Source organism: Marinomonas gallaica, from assembly GCF_049821165.1.
GTDB lineage: Bacteria > Pseudomonadota > Gammaproteobacteria > Pseudomonadales > Marinomonadaceae > Marinomonas > Marinomonas gallaica.
Genome location: NZ_CP187511.1, coordinates 1,531,249 through 1,552,839, shown reverse-complemented (window position 1 = coordinate 1,552,839; position 21,591 = coordinate 1,531,249). Strand labels below are relative to the sequence as shown.

The following is a 21,591-nucleotide window of genomic DNA, read 5'->3' as shown; positions in this document are numbered from 1 at the left end:
TACTAGGGTTGTATTATACATGGGATTTAATAAGACATTGTCACGAATTCTGACAATTGCTGGCTTTTACACCGCATTGACGGCCTGTTCAGCCAATCAACCAACCGTAGAACCTGATTTACCGGAGAAAGAGTATTTCCGTCTTGCTCAAGAGGCGCTGGATAATAATCTTCCGACGACTGCGGCAGAGCAACTGAAAGAACTTGAAACGCGCTATCCTTTTGGCGAATACTCAGTTCCAGCACGTTTAGATTTAATCTACGCTCAGTTTGAAGCGGGAAATTTTGCTGCTGCGCACGCCACTGCAGACCGTTTTATCAAAAACTATCCTGACAATCATGCCATTGATTACGCATACTATATGCGAGGCCTGTCAACTTACAAAGGTGCCGAAACGTTTTTAGGCCGCTATTTGGACTTAAATCCTGCCGAACGAGATACCACGGAGTTCGACAAAGCGTTTAGTGAGTTTGCAGACTTTTTACGTCGCTATCCATACAGTGAGTTTGCACCAGATGCGAAAGCACGCATGGTGTATTTGCGTAATCTAATCGCCGAACATGAAGTCTCCATTGCGCATTATTACTTCAAACGCAAAGCGCCTATGTCGGCATTACGCCGCGGCCAAGAAGTTGTACAAAGCTACCCTTCCACGCCAGCAGTCGAGGAAGCATTAGCGGTTACTATTCAAGCTTACATGGATCTAGGACTGTACGATGAAGCAAAACAAAATTTATCCGTGTTAGCCAATAGTTTCCCAAACAGCGAATATCTAACTAAAGATAAAAAGTTCATACCTTTCAAGTTACCGCGTGAAGCAGACCCAGACACGCTTTACTGGGTAAGCTTAGGGTTAATTGAGTAATCTTAAGAACAACATAGCCAAAAAAGCCAAGCAAATGCTTGGCTTTTTTCATTTCTATGCCAGATCACACAATCGTGACATTTTCAGCTTGAGGGCCTTTTTGACCTTGAGTGACTTCAAAGGTTACTTTTTGACCTTCCTGCAAAGTACGGCGACCAGTACCGTTAATCGCGCGAAAATGAACGAACACATCTGCACCACCATCACGCTCGATAAAACCAAATCCTTTCTCATCGTTGAACCATTTCACGATACCGGATACCAATTGATCTGACATAACAACCTCTTTTACGCTGACTACCGATAAGCGGTAGCTTGTTAAACTTTTCATCTTGTTTTACACAAGACTGTGTTCCTTTGCGCTGCCTAAATCCCTTTTCATTAGAGTTATTTTTAAACAGCGACACTTCGATAATAAGTCGACTGGAAAAAAATATAAACCCTAAATTCACACAAAAAGTGCACATTAGAGCCTACCTTTATCAACTCTTATATCGCCAGCATACTAGCTCCGCTTCATGACAATTGTTTGAAACCTATCGCAGGACGCTCTGAAATAGCCAGCACCAAAATAAGTCCCACCAAAGCACCAACATAATACAAAGCACCAAAAAAAAGCACATCAGGCACATATATTGCTTAACACCAAACCAACTAAGGAATGGATGCCTCAAAACATACCTTCAATGAACCATAAGAAGGCATATAAAAACAAATAACACCATATTGGTGCAAAATTTTCATTCAGGAGTGCATGTGGAACACATTAACAGTGCAGTAGAAACATTAGTTTCCAGCTCAAACACCTTATTTATATTACTCGGCGCCATCATGGTTTTTGCCATGCACGCAGGATTTGCATTCTTAGAAGTAGGTACCGTTCGCCACAAAAACCAAGTAAACGCTTTAGTGAAAATCATGACCGATTTTGCGGTTTCTGCTCTCGTCTATTTCTTTATCGGTTATCAAATTGCCTATGGCGTTACCTTCTTTGATAGTGCCGTAGTTTTATCGCAAAACAATGGCTATGAGTTAGTGAAGTTTTTCTTTCTAATGACCTTTGCTGCCGCAATACCCGCGATTATCTCTGGCGGAGTCGCTGAACGCGCCAAATTCTATCCAATGCTCATATCAGCGGCTTTTATTGTTGGTATCGTTTATCCTTTCTTTGAAGGGATTATCTGGAACGGTAACTATGGCTTCCAAGGCTGGCTAGAAAGTACTTTTGGGGCTGCATTTCATGATTTTGCCGGTTCTATCGTGGTGCACGGTGTAGGCGGTTGGGTCGCACTGGCAGCGGTTATTTTACTTGGCACCCGTAACGGACGTTTTCGCCAAGGCCGTTTAGTTGCTTTCGCCCCCTCAAATATTCCATTCCTTGCATTAGGCGCTTGGATTTTATGTATTGGCTGGTTTGGCTTTAATGTTATGTCTGCTCAAACCTTAGATGGGGTTAGCGGGCTGGTGGCCGTCAACTCATTAATGGCGATGGTCGGCGGCGTCATTACGGCGATGCTTATTGGCAAGAATGACCCAGGCTTTATTCATAACGGTCCATTAGCCGGACTTGTCGCAGTATGTGCAGGCTCCGATATCATGCATCCAATTGGCGCTTTAGCGACTGGAGCCGTGGCGGGTGCACTGTTCACTGTTTTGTTTACTTGGATCCAGCAGAAACTACATTCTGTTGATGATGTTTTAGGGGTATGGCCTCTTCACGGCGTATGTGGGTCATGGGGAGCCATCGCGGCTGGTATTTTTGGTAGCACGTCTTTCGGTGGACTTGGTGGTGTAAGCTTTATGGCACAGCTGGTCGGAACACTTGCAGGTATAGCGATCGCTTTAGTTGGAGGCTTCGCGGTATATGGCGCAACAAAAGCCATCTCAGGCTTACGTTTAACTGAAGAAGATGAATTCAATGGTGCCGATTTAAGTATCCATAGAATCGGTTCTACAGGAAAAGAATGACCCGTGAAATCGGGGTGCTATAGGCGCCCCGACCTTCATTTGCTATGATAAAGTCCATTCATGGCTACTCTATACTTCCTATGCATATTTGGCTATTAACACATTCTGAAGAGCTGAAAAAAGCCAATGGTACGGGGCAGCTTATCTGTAAACATTTGCCCGATCATTGCAGCCTCATCGTATGGCAGCGCAATGAGCCCTCAAAGGTTCTAGCAAATCTTCCCCAAGAGAGCACTCTCGTCATCTATCCCACAGCACTGTCTTTAGAAAAGAACGCTACTTTAAGTGTGTCTATTGAAGCGGTAGACCACGTCATTATTTTAGATGGTACATGGCAGCAAGCTCGAAAAATGTACAACCGCACTCCCTACCTGCATAACTACGCAACCTACGAGATAACTGGACAAGTTTCTCGTTATGTACGCCGTAAAAACCAACAAAAAAGCGGCCTCTGCACCGCAGAAACCGCCATTTATTTATTGCAAAAACAGAGGCTAACAGACCAAGTAGCCCTGCTTAAGTCAGCTTTTGAAGCTTTTAACACCGTTGTTTAAACTACTTCCATCTTGAATTCTGCAACCCCTTCAACCAACGCCTCAATCGTGTCTCCGATGACAACGGGGCCTACATTTTCAGGCGTTCCAGTCATTATTAAATCTCCTGGATACAACTCAAACTGCTCAGAAAGCTTAACGATCACTTCCGCAATCCCCCACGTCAGATGCGTCAGGTTACTGCTTTGCTTCACTTCACCATTCACTGATAACTCTATTTTTCCTGCTTCTAATACTGGTGCCGCCCCTCGCGGAACAATCGGCGTCATGGGCGCACTGAATTCAAATGCCTTACCGGCTTCCCATGGGCGGCCTTTCTGCTTAGCTAAGCTCTGTAAATCTCGTCGCGTCATATCCAAGCCAACACCGTAGCCATATACCGCTGCCTGCGCTTCGTCTAACGTTAAATTACGACCACCTTGAGACAACGCTATCACCAACTCCACTTCGTACTCAAAGCGCTCTGTCGCATCAGGGTAAGGTAACGGCGTTACACCGTTTAATGTAACCAGTTGAACACAACTACGATCTTTACAAAAAAAGAACGGCAAATCTCGATTAGGATCATCACCCATTTCTCGTGCATGAGCCGCATAATTTCGGCCGACACAATACACTCTACGAACAGGGAAAAGTTCTTCTCGACCGATAATAGGTAACGTAACTTCCTCTACAGGAGAGATTGCATACAACGACATTTTGATTCCTTTTAAAAGTGTCCACTCTTAATCCACAGCAAACTGTCACGGCTAACGACTAACTGCTCAAAATCCACATAAGGCACTCTGAACCAGCTTAATGCAGGTAGATCATCTCCTTCGTAGGATATCAGTCCGTCGACGATTAAAATTTCGACGCCATTAACCATGTCCGGAAAAAGAGCTGACATATCATCACCCTCTCGGGCATAAAGTAGATAGACTCTTTCATTTTGATATTCATGTAAACAGTAAGGCTGAGTATATTTTAAACACTTTAATGTGTCTGACCTAATAACCACTTGCTTGTTATCTAAGGGTGAAAACTGATGTAACTTTACAAATAAAGTACAGCCTTCAGAGCTAAAAGGCGCATGACTCGAACCAGGGGGATTTCGAAAGTATGTACCAGCAGGATAATGGCCCGTTTCATCACAAAACACCCCATCAAGTACCAGAATTTCTTCACCAAGCGGATGTGGATGCGCTCTAAATACAGAGCCAGGTGCGTAACGAACAATACTGGTCGCATGCCCTCTTTCTGCATCTTCACGTGCAAGAGGCTTACGCTCGACGCCAGGCATCGGACTTGAGCACCACTCAAGATCGTCAATTTTCATTAACACTGGAACAGTAAAATCCATATTCAACATAAGCCATGCGCCTGATTAAATAATAGACTAACTAGTCTAGCGACAGAGTGACTGACAAGGCAAATTTTATGCAAAAAAAAGCACTAGATCGAAACCTAATGCTTAAATGTTCCAGTCAGTCTATCGCCGAACGAAAAAGGACGTATGGAACCTTGAATGATCACATTTAACATAAGGCTCCCGATAGGGAGCCTTAGAGTAAACGTAATCCACTAAAGGATTAGAATAGGTAAGTTGCACCTACTGCAGTTGTTTTGTCATCATCACGCACTACCGCATCATTTTCATCGAAGCCAGCGTTTTGACCGTATTCAGCGTATACATACATGTTAGATGCTAGATTGTATGTAACACCTACACCATAAACATTGTAGTCGCTAATACCATTAACTTCGTCATCAAGGTCTACATTTTGGATTGTTGTGTATACATCACCAGAACCATAGTTAAAGCGAGCAGCTAGACCAAATGCGCTTGAGAAGTCTTCAACTTCTTCGTATTGAGCACCCACAGACAAAGCTGGAGTTACTTGATAAGTTACGTTTAAACCAGTTGTGCTTGATTCACCATCACCAGTATTTTTACCATCATCGTAACCAACAGCAACTGTAAGAGCATCAACAGAGTACTTAAGAACTACATTTGCAGCTGTACCATCTTCAGATTCTGGGGCATTGTCTTCTGCTGAATCTTTAATTGCTGCAGAAGCTTGGAACTCAAAACCACCGAAAGATGGAGAGAAGTAAGCGATTGTGTCGCCTTCTTTTGTTGTTGTTGCTGTGTGAACACCAAGCGCTTCAAATTGGTCGTAAGTGTCTTGAATTGCGTTGTTGTAGATAGTATCAAAAGAGCCAACTTGAACTTTACCGAAACCACCTTGTAGACCTACGTACGCTTGGTCAAGGTTTACAGCGATGTCGCTTGTTTTTTCATCTGCATCGGCTTCAAGCTCGTATTTAAAGAAGCCAGTTAGATCATCGTTGATCGCTGTGCTGCCTTGGAAGCCAAAAGTAGAACCATTATCTTTGATCTCGCTTGTGTTAGAAGCGTCAGAGTCAATGTAAGCTAGTTGAATGTTACCGTAAACGTCGAAATTAACCGTATCTTCAGCTGCAAATGAAGACATTGACGTTAATGCGGCACTTGAAACTGCGATAGCTACAAGAGTCTTTTTCATAAATCGGTTTCCTTTCTGTTGATTCACTTATTATGTACAGCGCTCGAACTGTGCAAGCCACTTACCGACACTCTAATATTCATTCACATTTAATCAATACTAAGCAACATACTTGCACTCTCTATTCACCATGCGTGTCATTTTTATTCTCAATCTTAAAATTTGCATAACCAAGGAATACCTGAATTAATTTTTTGTATTTTTAAATCAAATACTTAAAAGAAAGTATCGCAGCATCATTTTTTTAAACAGGTCACTAAAGATACGATTTAAAGCAATTAATATGATATTAAAACCATAGAAATAACCAAAAGTTATCATAAAATAGCATTAAAAATCATTTCATACACATTTAATGCCACATAACCGCACCAAATATGGTCATCGAACAAATAAACGCTCATATTTCCTGCAAACTCAACCTGTAAGTTTGTTAGTCTATAGAAAAAATAAGGAGCCAATCTAGTGGATGTAAATTTCTTTTACGCTGTTTTACTTGTTGTGACCGGTTTTTTAGCAGGCATTATTAACACATTAGCTGGAGGCGGCTCCAATCTAACCATTCCTGCTTTAATGGTAATGGGGATGCCAGCCGACATCGCCAACGCAACCAACCGAGTTGGTGTGATCTTGCAGGGTATCGTCGGCGTAAAGGGGTTTCATAAGGCAGGAAAGGTAGAAAAAGCGGATATCGTACCTGTTTTAATGCCAACGCTTTTAGGGGGCTTACTCGGCGCTCTATTAGCATCTTATGCGCCAGAGTCCATTTTAAAACCATTACTCCTGACAACGATGATATCCATGACTGTTGTCATGCTTGTTAGACCCAGCGTCATTGCCGCACCTGAGGGCACCATTCCTTTTAAAGTGTCAGAAAAACCGAGTGCTTGGCTTGCATTGTTTGTTGCTGGCATCTATGGCGGATTTGTTCAGGCGGGGGTCGGATTTGTCTTAATCGCCGCTCTTGCAGGAACACTTAGATATGACTTAGTCAGAACCAATGCTCTAAAAATGGTATGCACGATTGGTTTTACCGCGCTCGCCTTAGCGGTATTTATATGGAATGACCAGGTTTGGTGGGTACCTGGACTCATACTAGCCTCGGGCACAATGGTTGGTTCTATCATTGCGGTTCGATTTGCCATCAAAGCAAAAGCCGAACATCTAAAATGGTTCTTATTCTTTATGACAGTCATTGGAAGTATAGCGGCGTATTTCAGCTGACACCTACTGCACGACAAACGAAAAAAGGCAGCCTTAGGGCTGCCTTCTCAGAAACGATATACTCTAAAATTATAGAGGTTTAACGTTTTGAGCTTCTGGGCCTTTTTTGCCTTGAGCTACTTGAAACTCAACTTTTTGACCTTCAGCAAGCGTTTTGAAGCCAGCAACGTCAATTGCAGAGAAGTGAACAAACACATCTGGGCCTGATTCTTGAGTAATGAAGCCAAAACCTTTAGTTTCGTTGAAAAATTTAACTGTACCAGTAACTGAGTCTGACATGATGTATTCCTGTTTGAAATAAGTTTATTAAAGCCACATTGCTGTAGCCGGTAGTGCTTAAAAAACTCGGTATTACTTATGACAAAACAGGACAAAACCGTATTCGGTCGCAAGCGACACTGTACATAAATAGCGCCAATTATTTAAACACCTCGATTGTAAGATTGTTTTATAAACTTGGTCAACGAAATACGCAGATTTTTTTGTAACAGCTTCTTCAGGTAAATTACGTCGAACTAGGTTAATAATTGAGATAAATCAATAACCTACAAATCACTTATACCATTTCCAGTAAATCAAACTATATTACTAGCTCCATACGCTCCCTAGGAGGGCCTTATGAAAGTCGCTGTTTTCTCTTGCAAACCTTACGATAAACGCACCTTAGAAGCAGCCTCCGAGACGGCTGCAGACATTGAATTAGTCTATTTTGAAAGCCGCTTAAGCCCTGAAACAGTCTCTCTCACAAAAGGCTATGACGCGGTTTCTTGCTTTGTGAATGACGACTTAAGCCGCCCTGTTCTAGAGCAACTAGCAAGCTTTGGCATTAAGGCCATCGCCATGCGCTGTGCTGGCTACAATAATGTAGATTTATACTGTGCAAAGGCTTGTGACATTTCTGTCTTTCATGTGCCTGATTATAGCCCTACATCCGTAGCAGAACACGCGCTAGCATTAATCATGGCCCTTAATAGAAAAACCCATCGCGCTTACCATCGGGTAAAAGAGGGTAACTTTGCATTAGAGGGATTAATGGGGTTCAACCTAGAAGGTAAAACGGTTGGCTGTATTGGCACAGGAAGAATCGGACAAGCATTTTGCCGCATTATGAACGGGTTCGGCTGTCGAGTATTATGCTACGACTTAGTCCCCAACGAACCATTAGTATCACAGGGTGCCGAATACGTTGACCTAGAAACGCTGTATGCCAAAAGCGACATTATCAGTCTGCACTGCCCTTTAAATGCCTCCACTCATCACTTAATAAATAAGTCTTCGATTGAAAAAATGAAAAAAGGCGTGATGATCATCAATACAAGTCGTGGCGCATTGGTTAATGCTCAAGAAGCAATTGATGGATTATACAGTGAAAAAATTGGCTATTTAGGCCTAGATGTCTATGAACAGGAAGGCAAAATCTTCTTTGAAGACATGTCTGATCACATTATTTATGACAGTGTTTTTCAGCTGTTACTGACCTTTCCAAACGTCGTCGTCACTGGGCATCAAGGTTACTTTACCGACATCGCTTTACATCATATCGCTGATACAACGCTCGCAAACCTTATCCAGTTAAAAAGCTCACCTGAAGACTACCAACGAGAACTCACCGCAATACACTAACGAAACATATAGCACTAACACTTAATCGTCAGACCCCTTTCTTGGACGCTACCGCATTGAGAAAGGGGTTGTACTTTATGAATACAAGCCTACAATTAATCACCATTGATTATTAAAAACTTGGCCTTCATAACACTAATGAATATCAATAAAATTGATCTAAACTTGCTTATCTACTTAGATGTTTTACTAAGAGAATGCAACGTGACGCGCTCGGCTAATAAGCTAAATATTACCCAGCCGGCGATGAGTAATGGCCTGAAACGCTTACGCGATTTATTAGGCGACCCTTTACTTGTTCGTACCAGTGAAGGTATGAAACCGACTGAGAAAGCCCTGCGTTTACAGCCGATTGTTCGAAAGGTGTTGCTTGAGCTAGAAGAAGCGCTGCAGCCCGAAGCCGATTTTAATGAGAAAACCTCAACTCGGGTCTTTCGTATTATGGCCAGCGATTACGCCGCCTCTACAGTCATTCCGCGCCTTCTTACAAGGCTTCGCGAAAATGCGCCAGGCATCACCATTGATATTATGACCCCTAGTGATGTCACTTTCCATGATGTTGAAGCGGGAAAAATAGATATGGCAATCAACCGCTTTGAAGAACTCCCACAGTCATTCCACGAAAAAAGTGTCTGGCTTGATACGTTTGTGTGCATGATGGCTGCAGATAATCCGATCGCTAAAAACTTCGCACTTGAAACGTATCTAGAAGCGCAACATATTTGGGTCAGCAAAACTGGGTTTGGTGTCGGTGTGGGTATGGATCCTACCGATGTTCAGAAGCTAGGCTGGGTAGACGAAGCGCTGCAAAGACAAGGCCGTAAACGCACCATTCGAGTATTCACACGCAGTTACCATACCGCTATGCACTTAGCGCTGGAGCAAGACCTAATTGCAACACTACCTCGTAAAGTGGCTTTGATTAACCGAAACAACCCAAACCTTGTCATCCTAGAACCTCCATTTGCCATTCCGCCTATTGAGCTAAAAATGATTTGGAGTCCTCTGTTACATCATGATGCCAGCCATATTTGGTTCCGAAAGCAGGTCATAGAGCTCGCTAATGAACTCAAGTCACAGAGTTACAGTTAATATCAATCCGCGACTGCGGTTATATGTTGACATAAAAAAACGCGCTTTATCAGCGCGTTTTTTTACAACACAATCACAAAAGTAAAACTTACTCTTCTTCTTGAGGCGCCGCTTCTTTGATAAGTGTTTGAAGCTCGCCATTTGTTGCCATTTCAACAACGATATCACAACCACCAACAAGCTCGCCTTTCACCCACAACTGAGGGAAAGTAGGCCAGTTTGCAAACTTGGGTAATTCAGCGCGAATATCAGGATTTTCAAGGATATTAACAAACGCAAAACGCTCGCCACATGCCATCAACGCCTGCACAGTCTGTGCTGAAAAACCACACTGAGGCATACGAGGCGTGCCTTTCATGTAAAGCAAAATTGGATTGCCGTTTATTTGCTCTTGGATTTTTTCAATTGTACTACTCACGATCGCTAACCTCACTTATCTGTCGCTATGATCTGCGACTTTGTAATTAGATGCATTTGCAGTGAAGTATGGGGATGTTTACTTTTTTTACAACCCTATTTATAGCAAAAGCTTTGATAAAAGCCCCTTTACTCCACGCGATCAGTGTATTAAATTGGCGGATTCCCTAATTATTGGTTGAATTTTGACAGGAGCAACGTCGTGTCGCCGAGACATTTTTTGACTCTAAAAGACTTGTCGTCTGAAGAGCTAAAGCAACTACTTTCACGTGCTATAGAACTTAAAAAGATGCACCATGAAGGTACGCAATACCAACCTTTGAAGAACAAGGTTCTAGCGATGATTTTTGAAAAATCATCGACGCGAACCCGAGTCTCTTTTGAAGCAGGTATGGCGCAGTTTGGCGGGCATGCTTTGTTCTTATCGCCACGAGATACCCAACTTGGTCGTGGTGAGCCAGTTGAAGACAGCGCACGCGTTATTTCAAGTATGGTTGATGCAATCATGATCCGTACTTTTGATCACGCTATGGTAGAAACTTTTGCTGCAAACTCTCGAGTCCCTGTCATCAATGCATTGACTGACGATTACCACCCCTGTCAGCTCTTAGCAGATATGCAAACTTACTTAGAGCATCGAGGCTCCATTGAAGGTAAGAAGGTTGTCTGGGTTGGCGATGGCAATAACATGTGTCATTCCTACATGAACGCAGCCGATTTGCTTGGCTTCCAGTTAGTCGTTGCGTGCCCTAAAGGCTACGAGCCAAACGAACAAATACTGACTGAAAATAAACACTGCGTCTCGGTGACGAATATCGTGCAAGATGCCGTACAAGACGCTGACTTAGTGGTAACAGACGTGTTTGCGTCAATGGGTCAAGAAGACGAACAAGAACAACGTATGCGTGATTTTGACGGCTTCCAAGTCAATCAAGAACTTATGGCCTTGGCTAAGTCAGATGCCCTGTTTATGCACTGCTTACCTGCTCATCGTGGCGAAGAAGTAACCACCGAAGTCATTGATCATCCTGACTCAGTTGTTTGGGATGAAGCGGAAAACCGCCTGCACGCTCAGAAAGCTCTACTTGAATTTTTGATCCGTAACTAAGACAATCTCGTAAGGCTCGTGGTTAGAAAGATCTGACACGAGCCTTTTTTATACGTTACAAGCTGAATAAAACTCAAAAACTCGAGATTACTATGAGCATTATTGAAGTTAGGCATCTAAAAACTCTGACAGCATTAAGAGAAACCGGAAGCCTTGTAGAAGCGGCTGAACGCGTACATCTGACACAGTCTGCCCTGTCTCACCAACTTAAAGACCTAGAAGAAAAACTAGGCTGCCCCCTATTCATCCGTAAAACCAAGCCTGTGCGATTCACTAGCGCTGGCTTACGCTTATTACAACTCGCAGATGATGTGCTGTTAGCCTTTCGATCTGCACAACGTGATATTCAACGTTTCGCCGAAGGTGAAAGTGGTCGTTTGCACATCGCAATCGAGTGTCATAGCTGCTATGAATGGCTGATGCCCACGATTGATCATTTCCGTGAACATTGGCCAGATGTTGAATTAGATCTATCTACTGCCTTTAGCTTTATGCCGCTACCCGCTTTGGCGCGCGGCGATTTAGATCTAGTTGTGACATCCGATCCTCAAGAACTGCCCAATATCGAATACATCCCATTATTTCAATACGAGTCTCAGGTGGCTTTGTCACGACACCACCCTTTGGCAAAGAAAGAGTTCTTGGTGCCAGAAGACTTTAAAAATGAAACGCTGATTACTTACCCTGTAGAATCGGAGCGTCTAGACATTTTTAAGCACTTCTTAACGCCTGCCGGAGTAGCGCCCGCAAAAATACGCCACAGCGAACTGACATTAATGATGATGCAATTGGTGGCAAGTGGTCGAGGGGTGTGCTGTTTGCCCAATTGGGCTTTAACGGAGTACACAAACAGGCAATATGCGATCACTAAGTCTCTAGGGGAAGAAGGCGTTTGGTGTAAACTGTATCTGGCGATACGCAAGGATCAGCGCGAAAATGCCTATATGGATGACTTAATAACGACCGCATCTAAAACGTGTTTCAAAAATCTTCGTGGTATTTTATCACCCGATCTATAAAGGCAAGCAACACACCCAGCCAGACCTAACTTAAACTATTTTGGTGCTGGCTGCGTGACCAAATCAGACTGAACTTAGCACCGCCTAGCGTTTCCGACTCCTCAACTAACACGGCGCCACCATGCCAGAAGGCGATACGCTGAACGATTGCTAAACCTAAGCCATAGCCACCGGATGCACGAGTACGGGAATTATCCAATCGTTGAAACGGAATAAAAACCTTATCTCGATCTTCAACAGGAATCCCAGGGCCATCGTCTTCAATATCAACCTGCCAACGTTCAGTATCTTCCGTAAAAGTAATCGCTATACTTGAATTCGCATATTTCGATGCGTTTAAGATTAAGTTTTGTAACGCTCGGTGTAAATGATGAGAATCTGCATTGACGATGTCATCGCCAATCACGTTTACATTGACATCAAGTTTTTGTAGCAATGCTTGGTTGTGATCAACAATACCTTCGAGAATTTGCTTGATACTGATCTTTTCAAAGTTCAGTGCTAACGTACCCTCTTCAAGCTTGCCATACGTTAAAACTTCATCAACCAATGTATTAAGCTCTTCTACATCAAATTCTAGCGCACTGATAGATTGCTCAAGTTGATCATCTACATCGTCCTTGAGAACCTCCAAGCCAAAGCGCAATCGCGCTATAGGCGTTCTGAGCTCATGGGAAATAGCATTAATCATCTCGCGCTGAACTTTAAGCAACCGCTGAATATGCGTTGACATAGAATCAAAAGAGTACGCCAATTCTTTAAGCGTCCCAGAACTGTCGACAACACCTTGGGGCAGCGTACCGCGCCCGCGTGCAATCTGGCGCATCACCGTTTCAAAATGGGCTCGTTTACGATCTAGATGCAAAAACTCAATCCACACTATCACCAATAAAGCCGCAATAGATGCGACAATCAGTAATAGCACGGCAAAACTTAACGGTATGGTTTCAGCTTCTTCAATGGCAATGCGCCAGCGCGTTTCACTTTCTGGAGGTTGCCATAAAACACCGAGTTCAGAACCCACTTCAAATTCAATAGATGTTGGCATCCAGACAGACTCAGAAGTTTGCTCAAGCTCAATGCCTGAAAGGCTTCTTAAAATGGTCAGTTTATCAGTCACCGAAAGCGAAGACATCGCCAGAAAGTTACGAAGAATATACAGCAATGGATACGTACGGGAGTCTTGTAAAACGCCAGTTATTAACGTGTTGTTACTACTGAAGGTGACTTGAGTTAAATCATCGTGAGTGAAAGAAATATTCAGGTTTGTGCTTACATGGGGAGACACTTCGGATTGCCATAAAAAGGCTGAGCGCTCATTAATTTGCTCAATTGTCAGTAAGCTTTGATCAAACAGTTGTGCAGATAACTCTGCGTCTAGCAGTAAGAAGTGCTCTTGCTGATGCTCATGATAACGGTGTTCAAGCCACTCAATAACGCCGTAACAAAGCAGCGATATTATGATGCCTCCGATCAAAATATGTCGATAGAGACGCCACATATCGCTTCGCATAACGCTTATACCTCTTTAACGAATAGGTAGCCTTTACTACGAATCGTTTTAATTCGACGCGGGTGAATTGGATCATCACCAATTTTCGAGCGGATACGGGAAATACGTACGTCGACAGAACGATCCTGACCATCGTACTCAATACCACGAAGCTCACTGAAAATTTCTTCACGGCTCAAAATTCGACCAGCGTTACTAGCAAGTAGCCATAACAGGTCAAACTCAGCACTCGTTAACTCTATCTCTTCGCCTTCTCGCCATGCTTCACGTCGAGAGTTATCGATCACTAGCCTACCAAATTCTAAGGTTTGCTCAACGTCAGAGCTCCCAGCTGACAAGTCAATGTCTTGCGTACTACGACGTAATAACGATTGTACTCGAGCCAGTAAAACGCGTGGCTTAGCAGGCTTTGAAACATAATCGTCTGCACCAATTTCTAAGCCAAGTATTTGATCAACATCGTCACTGCGTGCTGTCAACATTAGGATTGGACCGTGGTACTCGTTGCGAACACTACGACATACAGTAAAACCATCGGCACCTGGAAGCATCAAGTCAAGAATGACCAAAGAAGGTTGTTCATCAACGATACGAGCGATGGCATTTCGACCATCAGGCTCTACATCTACATTGAAGCCATTCTTTTGTAGATATTCTTGGGTAAGCGTAGCAAGGCGCTCATCATCTTCAACAATCAAAATTGATTGGGGTTCATTCGCGCTCATAGTCTATCCTCGTCCATTTGATATTAAATAAAGCCTTCTAGATCAATCTACTAAAAGATCTCGAATTTGTCTAACACGTTCACGATTAACATTTAGGTCATCATAACCAACGCGTGAAGCTGATCGTATGTGCATAACACTATCTGCTTCAGGAAAATACACTTCAAGGTCATCTTTGAAACCAAAGAAATCACTAGAGACCTCAAAGTGTGAATAACCAAGACGACTCTCAATCAAACGCGCACGACCATCTTCTAACAACGATTTCTCAATCGTAAGCTGGGCATCTTTGACATTTGAACGGTAAATAATTGGCTCAACAAAATGTTGAGCATCATCTACTGAGGCTTGAGAAGAAACACAATTGGGCATGTCTGGGCATGGCGCTAACAGTCCGTCATTAACCCCCAAGTTTTCGGGTACTCCATTGTTCATGTCTACATAAACAAAAAATCCGATTAGCATTGCAATGACAACGACTAAAATCCATCGCACCATGCTCATAACATCCTACCTTCTTTTATCTAAACGACCGCTGCCCTGGGCGACGCGGTTTAAATTCTGGCTGCTTTTTCTCAGAAGCTTGCCAATCAAAGCCTTTATCTCGAGCTTTGGCTTTAGCAACACTTCCCGTAACACGAGCACCACTTTGACGACGACGATCGTGTTTCTCTTGCTGACTCTTAAGACCCGTAAGCTTATGTTCTAAGCCAACGATTTCGCATAATGCGCTGACATCAGTTTCGTCCATTTCTACCCAACGACCTACTTTTGCTTTCGAGGGTAAGAAAACAGGGCCAAAGCGAACGCGTTTCAAGCGGTTTACCTTAACACCTTGCGATTCCCATAGACGGCGCACTTCACGGTTACGGCCTTCCATTAAACAAACATAGAACCAATGGTTAATACCTTCACCACCGCCATCTACGACGTCGGTAAACTGAGCTATACCATCTTCAAGCAAGACCCCCTTCTTAAGGTTGGAGATATGCTCTTCCGTTACCGTTCCCATCACTCGAACCAAATACTCGCGATCGACTTCGGTCGATGGGTGCATCAAGCGATTAGCCAATTCGCCATCGGTCGTGAACAACAACAAACCAGAGGTATTGATGTCTAGACGGCCTACGGCAATCCAACGGCTACCGCGTAACTTCGGCAACCGATCGAAAACAGTTGGGCGACCTTCAGGGTCTTTACGCGTACATACTTCACCTTCAGGCTTGTTGTAAATAATGACACGGCGATCAACATCACTTGACGCGCTGGTCTTTACTTCAAAGCCATTCAGCTCAATAGTATCAGTAGGGCGAACACGGTCACCGAGTTTTGCAACAGTGCCATTGACAGTCACTCGACCTTCGCGAATACGGTTTTCCATTTCACGACGAGATCCTGTACCTGCCCTCGCCAACACTTTCTGTAATTTTTCGTCCATTACGACCTCTTTCGGGAATGCTTCGCAGCAACCCTTTTATGTTGAATTCTTAAATGCGCCAAGGCTTTTAGTGCTTGACAAACGCTACTTGCATTATAGTCACATCAAGTCTCAGTTGATAGCATGCAAACAACTGTTTTTACTCAAATGGTGTAGGGTCACCTGCACCGACTCGAAGCACTTCAACAGCCTCGGTAATCATCGCAATGACCGTGGTTGGCTGCATACCGCAGAAGCCACCGTCGATCACTAGATCTAACTGATGCTGTAGCGTGTCACGAATATCATAAGGATCCATCATAGGATCCGTTTCACCAGGAAGAATCAAGGATGCACTCATTATCGGCTCACCCAATTCTTCCAATAAAGCCTGAACGATTTTATTGTCTGGCACACGAATGCCAATCGTTTTACGTTTAGGGTGCATTAAGCGACGAGGCACTTCTGACGTCGCGTTAAAGATAAACGTGTATGGACCAGGTGTATGGTGCTTTAGCAGTCGATATAACGAATTATCAAAACGCGCGTATGTCGATATTTCAGATAAATCTCGACAAACCAACGTGAAATTATGCTTATCGTCTAAACGGCGAATTGTACGAATTTTCTCTAATGCGGCTTTATCACCAATATGACAACCTAGGGAATAGCCGCAATCGGTTGGATAGGCAATCACACCACCGTCACGAATGACTTGCGCGGCCTGTTTAACTAAGCGCGCCTGAGGGTTTTCTGGGTGAATCTGAAAAAATTGACTCAAGATACTTTCTCCATTTCTCCTCTTGTAGAGGCTTACTCATCAAAACATGGTAAAACTTGGTAAGCCTACCACTGATACCAAAGGGGGTTTACTTCTTGCTCATGTACTTGAGTATAGCGTCCAACTTGAGTCCATGGGCCAAAAGGACCATGAAAATCACTGCCGACCGATGCTTTAAACTCAAACTCACGCGAGAGCCGCTCTAAAAAACGAACATAATCGGGGCGTTCATTACCGGATGCAATTTCAATGCTTGTGCCCCCAAAGGCTTTAAAATCTTTGATAACGGCCTTAAGCTTCGTGACCGACAAGGGGTATCGCTTGGGATGAGCAAGTACTAGCTCACACCCCGTTTCAGCTAAATCAGGAATAATGTCTTCTAGCTGGGGCCACACATCGCGAATTTGACCGAGCTTTTTATTGCCCAAATAATGGTCAAACGCTTTATTTATGTCTTTTACTAACCCTTCTCGCACCATCACTTTGGCAAAATGAGGACGGCCTAGCTGACTTTCGCCAGCCTCTTCAATCGCTTTGTCAAACAGGTCCGGTAACCCTTTTTTACGAAGCAAATCGGCGATCTGTTGACCACGTTCTAACCTGACTTTTTGATTACGCAACGTCCAAGCTGCGATGCGCTCACATTGCTCATCAAAACCAAGCGCCACCATATGCAACGGAATTTTTTTCCACGACACAGATAATTCACAGCCATTAATTAATCTCATGCCCACTGAATCTGCGACCTGTCGTGCCTCAACTAAACCATCAATGGTGTCATGATCTGTTAAAGCGAGCATTTCTACATTTTCTTGATGGGCTAAATTGACGAGCTCCGTCGGCGTCAGCTTGCCATCCGAGGCAGTAGAATGAGTATGTAAGTCTACTCGTTGATAGGCTTGATCAGACATTAAAGGGGTATTCTTTCCGGCAGTTGCTAGGTATTATCGTTCGAGCATACATAAACTGGCTTGACTATGAAATTACTATTCGACTTTTTACCGATTCTTGTATTTTTCTTGGTATACAAATCGACCGACGACATTATCCTCGCGACCGCAGTACTGATACCAGCAACGCTTATTCAAGTAGGCTTTACTTGGTTTAAGAACCGACAAGTAGAAAAGATGCACATCATTTCCTTAGCACTCGTTGTGTTATTAGGGGGTGCTACAGTGCTACTTGGCGATGGCGACTTTATTAAATGGAAGCCAACTATTGTTAACTGGCTCTTTGCAATCGCATTTTTTGGCAGCCAATTTATTGGTCAACGAAACATCATTGAGCGCATGATGGGCGATAAAATTGAGCTGCCTCATAAAACGTGGCGTACATTAAACCTAGCATGGGTTGGCTTTTTCATCCTATCTGGGTCAGTCAACTTGTACGTTGCCTTTAACTTCAGTGAAGACTTCTGGGTAGACTTCAAACTGTTCGGTCTGCTTGGAATGACTATCGTCTTTATTATTCTGCAGGGAATCTACTTGTCTTCCCATTTACAAAATAAGGAATAACCGCATGCTTTATTCTATTGTTGGACACGACGTTGATAACAGCCTTGAAAGCCGCCTCTCAGCTCGCCCCGCACATTTAGAGCGATTACAAGCGCTCCGAGATCAAGGCCGTTTAGTGCTTGCCGGGCCCAATCCAGCGATTGACTCCAATGACCCAGGTAATGCTGGCTTCTCGGGCAGTGTCGTCATTGCTCAGTTCGAGTCCTTGGAAGAAGCCAAAGCTTGGGCAAATGCTGACCCTTATGTTGCCGCAGGCGTGTACGCTAACGTTGACGTAAAACCGTTTAAGCAAGTTTTCTAGAAACGAAATTAATACCCCAAAGCGGCTTTAGCCGCTTTTTTTATATCTTCCATCGTCACAGATCTATGTCGATTTCTTCACATCCGAGTGTCCTAAATCGCGCTCAGGGTCAATCACATCACGCATGCGCTGCTTTAACACCTTAGCTTCTGGAAACCCATCTTCGGTTTTACGACACCATATCTCTTCGCCATTGACTCGCACTTTGAAAATACCGCCTTGTGTTGGAATCAAGGTCACACTTTTAATATCATCGTCAAATGTCGTCAGTAATTCTTGCGATAGCCAAGCAGCGCGTAACATCCAACGACATAACGTACAATATTCAATTTCAACCACTGCAGTTCTCATGTTTAGTCCTCTAAACTCAATTTCATCTTGGCGTACCGATACGAACCCCCTAGTATTATGGGCAAATTGCTTATAAGGAAGACTCCCATGAAAAAAAGTTTATTCGCTGGCTTACTCTTAACGACCCTAAGCCTACCTAGCTTCGCTACCGAAGTGGATATCCAAACTAATCTTGGCACCATCCGCGTCGATCTGAAAGAACAGGAAGCTCCGCAAACTGTGAAAAACTTTTTACGCTATGTCGATGAAGGCTTTTACGAAGGTCTGATTTTTCATCGCGTCATCAAAGGCTTTATGGTGCAAGGCGGAGGCTTTGATAAAGACCTAGATCGTCAAACAACACATCGTGCAATCGCCTACGAAGGTGATAACGGCCTATACAATTACCGTGGCACACTTGCTATGGCTCGTACCAATGATCCAAACAGTGCAACGTCCCAATTCTTTATTAACCTAGTTGATAATGAATTCTTAAATCATGGTGCTCAAGGCCGGGCTGGGTACGCTGTATTTGGTGACGTCATTTCTGGCTTAGACGTAGTCGATGACATTGCCAAAGTACCAACGCGTACGGTTGGACCTTATCAGAACGTTCCCACCACTCCTGTGACTATTGAGAAAATTACGCGTGTTAACTAGTTATCGACTTGAACTGCCTGCCCTAAACTTCGGCGACGATGGCGTACCTCGATCTAGCACATTTGATGATGTCTATTTCGACAAGGATGCAGGCCTTGAAGAAACACGTTACGTGTTTCTTCAGCACAACCATCTCGCCTCTCGCTGGCAACCACTACAGAAACACCAGTGTTTCACGATTGCCGAAACAGGGTTTGGTACTGGTCTTAACTTCTTGTGTGCTTGGCAACAATTTCTGGAGTCAAGCAATGAAGGGTGGCTACACTTTGTCTCGGTTGAAAAGTTTCCTTTGGATAAAGACAAACTTGCCCAATCACTGGTTATGTGGCCTAGTTTAAGTCATCTTGCTGAGCTACTTTGCGAGCGTTACCCGACGCTTTGTCATGGCCTTCATATGGTTGAGTTCCCCGAATACAGAACCACTTTAACACTTTGGTTTGGTGAGGCCAGCGCAGGCTTTCAAGCGCTTAATGGTTGCGTTGATGCTTGGTTTCTAGACGGGTTCGCCCCCAGCAAAAATCCTGAGATGTGGAGTGAAGAGCTGTTTCAAAACATCCAGCGTTTGAGTCACACAGGGACAACATTCGCAACGTTTACCGCAGCAGGCATTGTCCGCCGCGGGCTTAAATCCCATGGTTTTGACGTTCAAAAAGTCAAAGGATTTGGCCACAAACGTGAAATGATGGTCGGCACGTTCGTATCAGAACAAGAATCCTACTCCGCATTAGGCAAACCTTGGTTTAATGTCCGCCACTCAACGCCCCTTTCAAAAGTATTAGTCATCGGCTCTGGGATCGCCGGTGCCACAACCGCCTCTGCGCTTGCCCATAAAGGCATAGAAGTGGATGTCTGGGAACAAGACTGTGAGATCGCTAACGGCGGGTCAGGTAATGAACAAGGTATGCTATATCCGAAGCTAAGTGCATCGGATAAGCCTTTAAATCGTTTCTATTTAAGTGCGTATTTATTTGCTCAACGTTTTTATCAACAACAAAAAACAATCGAACCCGCTTGGCAACAGTGTGGTTTACTGCAATTGCCTAAAGACGCAACCGAACACGTCAAATTCGAAAAGATTTTAGCGGATAAACTTTATCCTGAAAGCGTGTTAGCAAACCATCCAGAAGGACTTCATTTACCATTATCTGGCTGGGTTCGCCCTAAAGTGATGTGCGAACACCTGTTAACACATCACAAGATAACCGTATCACTGAATAAACCATTGATTAAACTTGAGCGCACCCAAAATGGTTTTATAGCAAGCAGCGAAGAAGAGCAAACACACTATTCCCACGTCGTGTTTTGTACAGCGAACCATTTAGCAGGCTTATCTGATTGGCAAACTTGGCCAACCAAACCGATTCGTGGACAAGTGACGCAATTACCAACTCATGCTTTAGCAGATAATGATCGAACCAAGGCTCGGCAATTGCAGCACGTATTGTGTGCCGATGGTTATGTATCGCCAGAGCTCGATAACCATTTAAATTTTGGCGCTACCTATGATTTAGGCAGTGAGAATATTGAAGTCTCTGCGCAAAGCCATCAGGAAAATTTACAAAAATTGCAGGCACTACTATCAATTGATATACAGAACGTAACCTTAGAAGCGTGCTCTGGTCGCGTAGGAATGCGCTGTACGGTAACAGACTACACACCAATAGTTGGGCCGGTTAGCTCACATCAAAGTCTAATTGAGCGTTACGCGCCCCTTAGAAAGAATGCTAAATGGCAAACGGACGCCAAATCCGAAGCGATCACAGGTTTATATATCAATACAGGACATGGTTCACGAGGACTAGTCAGTGCACCATTGAGTGCTCAATACATCAGCAGTTTAATTTTTGATGAAATGGCACCACTTGAACAAAGTATTATTGAAGCGTTACACCCTAATCGATTTTCCATCCGACAATTAAAAAGAGGAGAAGCCTAGGCTTCTCTTCTTATGC

General features: G+C 43.8%; 25 protein-coding genes. 12 read left to right on the top strand and 13 right to left on the bottom strand.

The window, feature by feature from the left end; all coding sequences use genetic code 11:
• The first annotated feature begins 19 nt into the window (after positions 1-19).
• Positions 20-865, top strand: coding sequence for an outer membrane protein assembly factor BamD (locus ACPUEK_RS07255; protein ID WP_425642794.1), 846 nt, complete (start codon positions 20-22; stop codon positions 863-865).
• Between the two features lie 64 nt (positions 866-929).
• On the opposite strand, the gene ACPUEK_RS07250 is transcribed toward ACPUEK_RS07255, so the two are convergent.
• Complete coding sequence (locus ACPUEK_RS07250) at positions 930-1,142, bottom strand: cold-shock protein (protein WP_067031424.1); 213 nt, start codon at positions 1,140-1,142, stop codon at positions 930-932.
• Between the two features lie 479 nt (positions 1,143-1,621).
• Here ACPUEK_RS07250 and ACPUEK_RS07245 point away from each other — a divergent pair, with 479 nt between their 5' ends.
• A complete protein-coding gene (locus ACPUEK_RS07245; protein WP_156489106.1) occupies positions 1,622-2,833 on the top strand; it encodes an ammonium transporter in 1,212 nt (403 codons plus the stop codon).
• 44 nt (positions 2,834-2,877) lie between these two features.
• A complete protein-coding gene (locus ACPUEK_RS07240) occupies positions 2,878-3,387 on the top strand; it encodes a tRNA-uridine aminocarboxypropyltransferase (protein ID WP_425642793.1) in 510 nt (169 codons plus the stop codon).
• On the opposite strand, the gene ACPUEK_RS07235 is transcribed toward ACPUEK_RS07240, so the two are convergent.
• The 3 genes from ACPUEK_RS07235 to ACPUEK_RS07225 form a co-directional block, all read right to left on the bottom strand.
• The gene (locus tag ACPUEK_RS07235) at positions 3,384-4,085 is read right to left on the bottom strand and encodes a fumarylacetoacetate hydrolase family protein (protein ID WP_425642792.1); all 702 of its coding nucleotides are present in this window, start codon (positions 4,083-4,085) and stop codon (positions 3,384-3,386) included. The genes ACPUEK_RS07240 and ACPUEK_RS07235 overlap by 4 nt on opposite strands.
• Before the next feature lie 11 nt (positions 4,086-4,096).
• On the bottom strand, positions 4,097-4,738 hold the full coding sequence (locus ACPUEK_RS07230) for a cupin domain-containing protein (RefSeq protein WP_425642791.1): 642 nt from the start codon (positions 4,736-4,738) through the stop codon (positions 4,097-4,099).
• 220 nt (positions 4,739-4,958) lie between these two features.
• Positions 4,959-5,915, bottom strand: coding sequence for a porin (locus ACPUEK_RS07225; protein ID WP_425642790.1), 957 nt, complete (start codon positions 5,913-5,915; stop codon positions 4,959-4,961).
• 465 nt (positions 5,916-6,380) lie between these two features.
• On the opposite strand from ACPUEK_RS07225, the gene ACPUEK_RS07220 reads away from it, so the two are divergent.
• Positions 6,381-7,139 carry a sulfite exporter TauE/SafE family protein gene (locus ACPUEK_RS07220; protein ID WP_417504630.1) on the top strand — a complete coding sequence of 253 codons (759 nt, stop codon included), beginning with the start codon at positions 6,381-6,383 and terminating at the stop codon, positions 7,137-7,139.
• Positions 7,140-7,208: 69 nt separating this feature from the next.
• Here the strand turns inward: ACPUEK_RS07220 and ACPUEK_RS07215 are convergent, their stop codons facing one another.
• On the bottom strand, positions 7,209-7,418 hold the full coding sequence (locus tag ACPUEK_RS07215) for a cold-shock protein (protein ID WP_067030652.1): 210 nt from the start codon (positions 7,416-7,418) through the stop codon (positions 7,209-7,211).
• A gap of 339 nt (positions 7,419-7,757) precedes the next feature.
• Between ACPUEK_RS07215 and ACPUEK_RS07210 the strand changes: the two genes are divergently transcribed.
• Positions 7,758-8,762, top strand: a complete 1,005-nt coding sequence (locus ACPUEK_RS07210) for a 2-hydroxyacid dehydrogenase (protein WP_067223807.1) — start codon at positions 7,758-7,760, stop codon at positions 8,760-8,762.
• 138 nt (positions 8,763-8,900) lie between these two features.
• Positions 8,901-9,854, top strand: coding sequence for a LysR family transcriptional regulator (locus ACPUEK_RS07205; protein ID WP_067030658.1), 954 nt, complete (start codon positions 8,901-8,903; stop codon positions 9,852-9,854).
• Positions 9,855-9,942: 88 nt separating this feature from the next.
• Here ACPUEK_RS07205 and grxD read toward each other — a convergent pair whose 3' ends face one another.
• A complete protein-coding gene (gene grxD, locus ACPUEK_RS07200) occupies positions 9,943-10,272 on the bottom strand; it encodes a Grx4 family monothiol glutaredoxin (RefSeq protein ID WP_067031427.1) in 330 nt (109 codons plus the stop codon).
• Positions 10,273-10,473: 201 nt separating this feature from the next.
• Between grxD and argF the strand changes: the two genes are divergently transcribed.
• Together argF and ACPUEK_RS07190 are read left to right on the top strand one after the other, a co-directional pair.
• Positions 10,474-11,379 carry an ornithine carbamoyltransferase gene (gene argF, locus ACPUEK_RS07195; RefSeq protein ID WP_067030661.1) on the top strand — a complete coding sequence of 302 codons (906 nt, stop codon included), beginning with the start codon at positions 10,474-10,476 and terminating at the stop codon, positions 11,377-11,379.
• A 92-nt stretch (positions 11,380-11,471) separates the two neighbouring features.
• Entirely contained in the window at positions 11,472-12,398 is a 927-nt protein-coding gene (locus ACPUEK_RS07190; RefSeq protein ID WP_269448114.1) for a LysR family transcriptional regulator, read from the top strand.
• 25 nt (positions 12,399-12,423) lie between these two features.
• Here ACPUEK_RS07190 and ACPUEK_RS07185 read toward each other — a convergent pair whose 3' ends face one another.
• The 6 genes from ACPUEK_RS07185 to ACPUEK_RS07160 form a co-directional block, all read right to left on the bottom strand.
• On the bottom strand, positions 12,424-13,911 hold the full coding sequence (locus ACPUEK_RS07185; protein ID WP_425642789.1) for an ATP-binding protein: 1,488 nt from the start codon (positions 13,909-13,911) through the stop codon (positions 12,424-12,426).
• Between the two features lie 5 nt (positions 13,912-13,916).
• Positions 13,917-14,636 (bottom strand): response regulator, encoded by a 720-nt coding sequence (locus ACPUEK_RS07180; protein ID WP_067030664.1) that lies wholly within the window; start codon positions 14,634-14,636, stop codon positions 13,917-13,919.
• Between the two features lie 42 nt (positions 14,637-14,678).
• Positions 14,679-15,140, bottom strand: coding sequence for a DUF1499 domain-containing protein (locus ACPUEK_RS07175; RefSeq protein ID WP_083202951.1), 462 nt, complete (start codon positions 15,138-15,140; stop codon positions 14,679-14,681).
• Positions 15,141-15,156: 16 nt separating this feature from the next.
• Positions 15,157-16,074: a 23S rRNA pseudouridine(2605) synthase RluB gene (gene rluB, locus ACPUEK_RS07170; RefSeq protein ID WP_067030670.1), complete on the bottom strand. Its 918-nt coding sequence runs from the start codon at positions 16,072-16,074 to the stop codon at positions 15,157-15,159.
• A 139-nt stretch (positions 16,075-16,213) separates the two neighbouring features.
• On the bottom strand, positions 16,214-16,834 hold the full coding sequence (locus ACPUEK_RS07165) for an L-threonylcarbamoyladenylate synthase (RefSeq protein WP_067099674.1): 621 nt from the start codon (positions 16,832-16,834) through the stop codon (positions 16,214-16,216).
• Positions 16,835-16,899: 65 nt separating this feature from the next.
• Complete coding sequence (locus tag ACPUEK_RS07160) at positions 16,900-17,745, bottom strand: PHP domain-containing protein (protein WP_425642788.1); 846 nt, start codon at positions 17,743-17,745, stop codon at positions 16,900-16,902.
• A gap of 66 nt (positions 17,746-17,811) precedes the next feature.
• Here ACPUEK_RS07160 and ACPUEK_RS07155 point away from each other — a divergent pair, with 66 nt between their 5' ends.
• A complete protein-coding gene (locus tag ACPUEK_RS07155; protein WP_067030679.1) occupies positions 17,812-18,348 on the top strand; it encodes a septation protein A in 537 nt (178 codons plus the stop codon).
• 4 nt (positions 18,349-18,352) lie between these two features.
• Complete coding sequence (locus ACPUEK_RS07150; RefSeq protein ID WP_067223795.1) at positions 18,353-18,649, top strand: YciI family protein; 297 nt, start codon at positions 18,353-18,355, stop codon at positions 18,647-18,649.
• Between the two features lie 63 nt (positions 18,650-18,712).
• Here the strand turns inward: ACPUEK_RS07150 and ACPUEK_RS07145 are convergent, their stop codons facing one another.
• Positions 18,713-19,000: a SelT/SelW/SelH family protein gene (locus ACPUEK_RS07145; protein ID WP_067030685.1), complete on the bottom strand. Its 288-nt coding sequence runs from the start codon at positions 18,998-19,000 to the stop codon at positions 18,713-18,715.
• Positions 19,001-19,087: 87 nt separating this feature from the next.
• Between ACPUEK_RS07145 and ACPUEK_RS07140 the strand changes: the two genes are divergently transcribed.
• Both ACPUEK_RS07140 and mnmC read left to right on the top strand, forming a co-directional pair.
• Positions 19,088-19,639: a peptidylprolyl isomerase gene (locus ACPUEK_RS07140; protein WP_067030688.1), complete on the top strand. Its 552-nt coding sequence runs from the start codon at positions 19,088-19,090 to the stop codon at positions 19,637-19,639.
• Positions 19,629-21,575: a bifunctional tRNA (5-methylaminomethyl-2-thiouridine)(34)-methyltransferase MnmD/FAD-dependent 5-carboxymethylaminomethyl-2-thiouridine(34) oxidoreductase MnmC gene (mnmC, locus tag ACPUEK_RS07135; RefSeq protein ID WP_425642787.1), complete on the top strand. Its 1,947-nt coding sequence runs from the start codon at positions 19,629-19,631 to the stop codon at positions 21,573-21,575. The genes ACPUEK_RS07140 and mnmC overlap by 11 nt, the downstream gene beginning before the upstream one ends.
• Positions 21,576-21,591: the final 16 nt, after the last annotated feature.

Bases quoted from the DNA above. Each gene is read 5' to 3' on its own strand.
- ACPUEK_RS07255 (WP_425642794.1), top strand. From the start codon at position 20: ATGGGATTTAATAAGACATTGTCACGAATTCTGACAATTGCTGGCTTT.
- ACPUEK_RS07250 (WP_067031424.1), bottom strand. From the start codon at position 1,142: ATGTCAGATCAATTGGTATCCGGTATCGTGAAATGGTTCAACGATGAG.
- ACPUEK_RS07240 (WP_425642793.1), top strand. From the start codon at position 2,878: ATGATAAAGTCCATTCATGGCTACTCTATACTTCCTATGCATATTTGG.
- ACPUEK_RS07235 (WP_425642792.1), bottom strand. From the start codon at position 4,085: ATGTCGTTGTATGCAATCTCTCCTGTAGAGGAAGTTACGTTACCTATT.
- ACPUEK_RS07230 (WP_425642791.1), bottom strand. From the start codon at position 4,738: ATGTTGAATATGGATTTTACTGTTCCAGTGTTAATGAAAATTGACGAT.
- ACPUEK_RS07225 (WP_425642790.1), bottom strand. From the start codon at position 5,915: ATGAAAAAGACTCTTGTAGCTATCGCAGTTTCAAGTGCCGCATTAACG.
- ACPUEK_RS07215 (WP_067030652.1), bottom strand. From the start codon at position 7,418: ATGTCAGACTCAGTTACTGGTACAGTTAAATTTTTCAACGAAACTAAA.
- ACPUEK_RS07210 (WP_067223807.1), top strand. From the start codon at position 7,758: ATGAAAGTCGCTGTTTTCTCTTGCAAACCTTACGATAAACGCACCTTA.
- ACPUEK_RS07205 (WP_067030658.1), top strand. From the start codon at position 8,901: ATGAATATCAATAAAATTGATCTAAACTTGCTTATCTACTTAGATGTT.
- ACPUEK_RS07190 (WP_269448114.1), top strand. From the start codon at position 11,472: ATGAGCATTATTGAAGTTAGGCATCTAAAAACTCTGACAGCATTAAGA.
- ACPUEK_RS07185 (WP_425642789.1), bottom strand. From the start codon at position 13,911: ATGCGAAGCGATATGTGGCGTCTCTATCGACATATTTTGATCGGAGGC.
- ACPUEK_RS07180 (WP_067030664.1), bottom strand. From the start codon at position 14,636: ATGAGCGCGAATGAACCCCAATCAATTTTGATTGTTGAAGATGATGAG.
- ACPUEK_RS07175 (WP_083202951.1), bottom strand. From the start codon at position 15,140: ATGAGCATGGTGCGATGGATTTTAGTCGTTGTCATTGCAATGCTAATC.
- rluB (WP_067030670.1), bottom strand. From the start codon at position 16,074: ATGGACGAAAAATTACAGAAAGTGTTGGCGAGGGCAGGTACAGGATCT.
- ACPUEK_RS07160 (WP_425642788.1), bottom strand. From the start codon at position 17,745: ATGTCTGATCAAGCCTATCAACGAGTAGACTTACATACTCATTCTACT.
- ACPUEK_RS07155 (WP_067030679.1), top strand. From the start codon at position 17,812: ATGAAATTACTATTCGACTTTTTACCGATTCTTGTATTTTTCTTGGTA.
- ACPUEK_RS07150 (WP_067223795.1), top strand. From the start codon at position 18,353: ATGCTTTATTCTATTGTTGGACACGACGTTGATAACAGCCTTGAAAGC.
- ACPUEK_RS07145 (WP_067030685.1), bottom strand. From the start codon at position 19,000: ATGAGAACTGCAGTGGTTGAAATTGAATATTGTACGTTATGTCGTTGG.
- ACPUEK_RS07140 (WP_067030688.1), top strand. From the start codon at position 19,088: ATGAAAAAAAGTTTATTCGCTGGCTTACTCTTAACGACCCTAAGCCTA.